Raw genomic sequence first — 5,745 nt, forward strand, 5'->3', positions numbered from 1 at the left:
CAAAAATAAATGAATCTAAAATTACTATGATATTAATACTAAAAAATCATAGCAGTTCTATTTTTTAAACTTAATCATTAAATTATCAATCTTCCAACTCATACCTCAACCGTTGTTGAGCAGAGTAAAAAAGCCATAATGGCTGTATTGGTTTGTTTACTAATTGACCACACTAAACACTTTCTTCTTTTACACTAAGCATTGCTGAGTTTACCGAAGCAAAGTCTAAGTGGTGGAGGTGAACGGAATCGAACCGATGGCCTTCTGCGTGCAAGGCAGACGCTCTACCAACTGAGCCACACCCCCATTATAAAAGCAAAACTCCAAACTCAAATATCCAAAAAATTTGGAATTTTTATTTGGGCTTTATTTTTATTTGGTGGGCCTACCTGGACTCGAACCAGGGACCTCACGCTTATCAGGCGTGCGCTCTAACCACCTGAGCTATAAGCCCATGTATTCCTTTTCATGTGAACAACGAAAGAAACTCAAAACTGAATAGCAAATTTATGGCCATATACATAGTTGTACTTGGTCGACCTTTCTTAAAGCCCAAAGCTAAAAGCTAAAAGCTGAAAGAATATCTCCTTAGAAAGGAGGTGATCCAGCCACACCTTCCGGTACGGCTACCTTGTTACGACTTCACCCCAATTATCGACTCCACCTTAGGACGCTGCCTCCCGAGGGTTAGCTCACGTACTTTGGGTGTATCCGACTTTCATGGTGTGACGGGCGGTGTGTACAAGGCCCGAGAACGTATTCACCGCGGCATAGCTGATCCGCGATTACTAGCAATTCCAACTTCATGTAGTCGAGTTGCAGACTACAATCCGAACTGAGAACGGTTTTTTGAGATTGGCTCCACCTCGCGGTATCGCAACTCTTTGTTCCGTCCATTGTAGCATGTGTGTAGCCCCGGACATAAGGGCCATGATGATTTGACGTCATCCCCACCTTCCTCCTATTTTCCATAGGCTGTCTTGTATGAGTTCCCGGCATTATCCGCTGGCAACATACAACAGGGGTTGCGCTCGTTGCGGGACTTAACCCAACATCTCACGACACGAGCTGACGACAACCATGCAGCACCTGTCACTTGGTTCCCGAAGGCACATCTCTATCTCTAGTGACTTCCAAGGATTTCAAACCCGGGTAAGGTTCTTCGTGTATCATCGAATTAAACCACATGCTCCACTGCTTGTGCGGGCCCCCGTCAATTCCTTTGAGTTTTAAGCTTGCGCTCGTACTCCCCAGGCGGATCATTTAACGCGTTAGCTACGGCACTGAAGGGGTCGATCCCCCAATACCTAATGATCACCGTTTACGGCGTGGACTACCAGGGTATCTAATCCTGTTTGCTACCCACGCTTTCGAGCCTCAGCGTCAGGAATGTCCCAGAAAGCCGCCTTCGCTACTGGTGTTCCTCATGATATCTACGCATTTCACCGCTACACCATGAGTTCCGCTTTCCTCTTACATCCTCTAGCTGAACAGTTTAAGGCGCAACTACGGGTTGAGCCCATAGCTTTAACACCTTACTTTTTCAACCGCCTACGCTCCCTTTACGCCCAATAATTCCGGATAACGCTTGCACCCTACGTATTACCGCGGCTGCTGGCACGTAGTTAGCCGGTGCTTCCTCTGTGGGTACCGTCATTATCTTCCCCACTGACAGAACTTTACATCCCGAAAGACTTCATCATTCACGAGGCGTCGCTGCGTCAGAGTTTCCTCCATTGCGCAAAATTCCTCACTGCTGCCTCCCGTAGGAGTCTGGGCCGTGTCTCAGTCCCAGTGTGGCTGACCATCTTCTCAGACCAGCTACTGATCATAGCCTTGGTAGGCAGTTACCCTACCAACTAGCTAATCAGGCATAAGCTCCTCCAATAGCGGCCGAAGCCTTTACTCATAAAAACATGCGTTTAAATGAGACTATTCGGTATTAGCCCCTGTTTCCAAAGGTTATCCCCAACTAAAGGGCAGATTGCTTATGTATTACTCACCCGTCCGCCGCTTATCAGCAATCTTAGCAAGCTAAAATTCTGTATCGCTCGACTTGCATGTGTTAGGCACGCCTCCAGCGTTAATCCTGAGCCAGGATCAAACTCTCAATTGATTCAAAAACATCTCAGGCCGAAGCCCAAGAATCATAAACTTAAAACATCCATAAATCTGCTATTCATTTTTCAATTTCCTTCGCCGTCAATTAGCGTTCAATAACTGCTCCCAATAAACAGAAGCCCGAGTATTCTACCTAAAAGAAATACTGCCGTCAACATAATAATTACATGAATAATTTTTAATGTAATTAAATACTTAGATGAGTGTCTCAATCCACTCATTTAAAAGAGTGAAAGAGAATTCTTCATTAGTCAAAGGAGCTTTTATGTCTACTGCTCCTAAATAGTCATTGCCATCACTTAAAAGCTTCTCAGTAGCTTCTAGCACCTTTCCTTTGCCACCCTCGTGACAACAAAAGAAAGCTGTCTTCTTACCCTTAATCTTGTTCTCTTTTAGGAATGACCTTAAAGCAGGAGCAAATGTTCCAGCCCAAACAGGAGAACCAAAAATGACTGTATCATAACTTTTTTCTTTAAAAATATATTTTTCTAGCCTAGGTGTTTTTTTCATAATTGCCTGCTGACCACCCCAAAAATATTTCATAAATCCATGAGTACCGATTTCTTTTTCTGGCTTTAGCATTAAAATCTCTGCATCTAATTTTTGTGCTAAATAGTCTGCAATGAACTTTGTGTTTCCTTCAAAAGAATAATATATAATGATTTTTTTGCTCATATATATAGTATAACACCCTTCCTCCCTATCGGTCACTTTTCCTTTATTCATGTAACAACCAACAAATAAATCAAAGTAATTTAGAAATTGTTTACTTAATTTTAATGTTTTTGTTATCTTAAGCATTAGCCGAATACGCCTAATTGGCTTATAATTAACTTGGGAGATTATTACATGGTTAACAATATTATTTTTGACAATGACAAATATTTAAAAGAACAAACCGAATATATTCTGGAAAGAGCAGCAAAGTACGACAACAAGCTTTACTTAGAATTCGGTGGCAAACTTCTCTATGATTATCATGCTGCAAGAGTATTGCCTGGCTATGATCCAAACGTAAAAATTAGACTTTTACAAAATCTCAAGAAAAAGGCTGACATCATCCTTTGTATTTATGCCGACGACATAGAAAAAAGAAAAGTAAGAGGCGACTTTGGCATAACTTATGATGTTGATGCCTTTAAAATGATTGATAATTTAAAAGAATGGGGGATAGCAGTTACCGCTGTTGTAATCACTCGTTATAACGATCAACCTGCAACAAATGTTTTTAAAAAGAAGCTTGAAAGACAAAACATCAAAGTTTACACACATCGTTACACAAAAGGCTATCCAGCAAATCTAGACTTAGTAGTAAGTGATGATGGCTATGGAGCTAATGATTACATTCAAACGACTTGCCCAATAGTTATAGTTACAGGACCTGGACCTGGTAGTGGGAAATTGGCTACCTGTTTATCTCAACTTTACCATGACCATAAACGAGGGAATCAAAGCGGATATGCAAAATTTGAAACATTCCCTATATGGAATATACCAGTGAACCATCCAGTGAACCTAGCATATGAAGCAGCCACTGCTGATTTGCTGGACTTCAACTTAATAGACCCACATCACCTAGAAGCATATAACGAGAAAGCCATTAATTATAATCGCGACGTTGAGTCCTTTCCTATCTTAAAAAAAATCCTTCAAAGAATACAAGGCAAGGAAATTATGTACAAATCCCCAACAGACATGGGTGTAAATAGAGCTGGATTCAGTATAATAAATGACGAAAAAGTAAGAGAAGCAGCCAAACAAGAAATCATCCGAAGATATTTCAGACACACAACAGAATACATTGTTGGTATTTGCGACAAAAAAAGCATCGATAAGCTTCAAATGCTAATGGAAATTCTTGACTTAACACCTGAAGACAGACCAGTGGTGCTGCCTGCCAGACAAGCAGCGATTGATTGCGAGAAAAAAAACAAAGGTAATCATGGGATTTATTGTGGTGCAGCTATTCAATTAAAAGATGGAACAATTGTAACAGGCAAAAACTCTAAAACCATCCACGTCGCTTCCAGTGTTATCTTAAATGCAATCAAGTTATTAGCAGGTATTCCTGATAACATTCACCTTCTCTCGCCTCAAGTTTTAGAGTCGATAAACGCCCTAAAATCTGAGATTTTTACTAGTAAAACTGTCAATTTAAACCTAAATGAAACACTTATTGCACTAAGCATTTGTGCTGCGTCAAATCCATCAGCTCAGGTAGCGTTAGAAAAGCTACAAGAACTTAAAAACTGCGAAATGCACACAACCCATATACCAACTGCTGGCGACGAGGCTGGTTTAAGAAAGTTGGGGATTAATGTTACCTCTGATCCTAACTTTTCAACTAAAGGATTATTTCCTTTAGACTAAGCTATCGCTCTCTTTCTATTTATATTCAATGCCTATTTTCCAAACACCTTTTTCTCTAAAGGCCTTTATTGTCTGCCTCTTAGCCATATTAAGCATATTATTAAAATCTTCTCCGCTTTCTACGGAATATTTTTTTAAAGTTACTATTCTTTTACCTTTTAAATAGGCCAATCTTTTATGCATAGACTCTAACAATGCCAGACAAATAATTTTTTCCATTTCACTAGTTGACTCATTAACATCATATTGCTCAAAGGACTTATAATACCTTCGCTTTTCTTTGTTTCTAATAATTATGGGTGGAAAATCAAGTTGCTGTAATAAATAATTAATTAACAGTCTACCAATCCTGCCATTACCATCTATAAAAGGATGAATATGTTCAAACTCTAAATGAAACATTGCAATTTTCTCTATAAAATATTTATTTACATCTCCCAAGTACTCCACAAATAAGTCTCGCATTAACTCTTCAATCTGTTCAGAATCTAATGCCACGTACGTTCCAACTCGAACATATTCTCCTTTTGACCTAAATCTTCCAGCTATATCCTCTCTTATATTTAACATCAACATCTTGTGTAACAATAAAATAAAATCATTGGAAAGCTCCATACTCCCAACTTGCATCTTAATATATTCACTTACATTTGCTAGATTCTTGGCCTCAAAAACTTCTCTTAAACTAATGTTTCTAGAAACCTCCATTTCTAGTAAAATTCTTTCCGTTTCCTTAATCGTTAATGTAGAATTTTCTATTGCATTGGAATTGTAGACACCCTCAGGAAGCTCTGCCTCAAATATTATTTGCAGTAAGGACTCCTTCTCCCGCTTAAGCTGAAGATACTCGCTTCTCAATTTCGTGATATATTTTTTTGTTGGCTCGTTAATCATGCTTAAAATAATACAATATTAACTGTTTTATGTCAAATAATCGTTAATTATACAGAAACAACACCAATATTAACGATTATTGACACCATTCCGAAAAGAACACTCCCCCTAGCCCCCTCTCAAGAGGGGGGATAACACTCCCTCAGTCTCGCTAACGCTCGACAGCTCCCTCTCAAGAGGGAGCCTTTTGTGAATACAAGAAAACACACACTAAAAACTAAAATTGGTATTTTAATAATATTTCAATAACTTTTCACAAAAAATAAAAACTTCTATATTTGAGTTGTTTTATACCTCTTAAATATAGGCACTGTACGAAAAGAGCTGTAGATTAAGTTAGCGAGTGAAACGTAGAAAAAT

At 39.0% G+C, this 5,745-nt stretch carries 3 protein-coding genes, 2 tRNA genes and 1 rRNA gene; 1 reads left to right on the forward strand and 5 read right to left on the reverse strand.

Translation table 11 applies throughout. The features are described 5' to 3' along the window. Positions 1–230: 230 nt before the first annotated feature. The 4 genes from PHF25_08450 to PHF25_08465 form a co-directional block, all read right to left on the reverse strand. Positions 231–306: transfer RNA gene (locus PHF25_08450), tRNA-Ala, on the reverse strand. A gap of 71 nt (positions 307–377) precedes the next feature. Continuing rightward, a tRNA-Ile gene (locus PHF25_08455) sits at positions 378–454 on the reverse strand. A gap of 138 nt (positions 455–592) precedes the next feature. Further along, a 16S ribosomal RNA gene (locus PHF25_08460) occupies positions 593–2,116 on the reverse strand. Positions 2,117–2,316: 200 nt separating this feature from the next. Further along, positions 2,317–2,796 (reverse strand): flavodoxin, encoded by a 480-nt coding sequence (locus PHF25_08465; GenBank protein ID MDD4528046.1) that lies wholly within the window; start codon positions 2,794–2,796, stop codon positions 2,317–2,319. Positions 2,797–2,970: 174 nt separating this feature from the next. On the opposite strand from PHF25_08465, the gene PHF25_08470 reads away from it, so the two are divergent. Next, on the forward strand, positions 2,971–4,491 hold the full coding sequence (locus tag PHF25_08470; protein MDD4528047.1) for a DUF1846 domain-containing protein: 1,521 nt from the start codon (positions 2,971–2,973) through the stop codon (positions 4,489–4,491). 15 nt (positions 4,492–4,506) lie between these two features. Here the strand turns inward: PHF25_08470 and PHF25_08475 are convergent, their stop codons facing one another. Next, complete coding sequence (locus tag PHF25_08475; protein ID MDD4528048.1) at positions 4,507–5,385, reverse strand: Fic family protein; 879 nt, start codon at positions 5,383–5,385, stop codon at positions 4,507–4,509. Positions 5,386–5,745: the final 360 nt, after the last annotated feature.

It is taken from the genome of Candidatus Margulisiibacteriota bacterium, assembly GCA_028706105.1.
In the GTDB taxonomy this organism is placed as follows: Bacteria; Margulisbacteria; Riflemargulisbacteria; order GWF2-35-9; family DYQY01; genus DYQY01.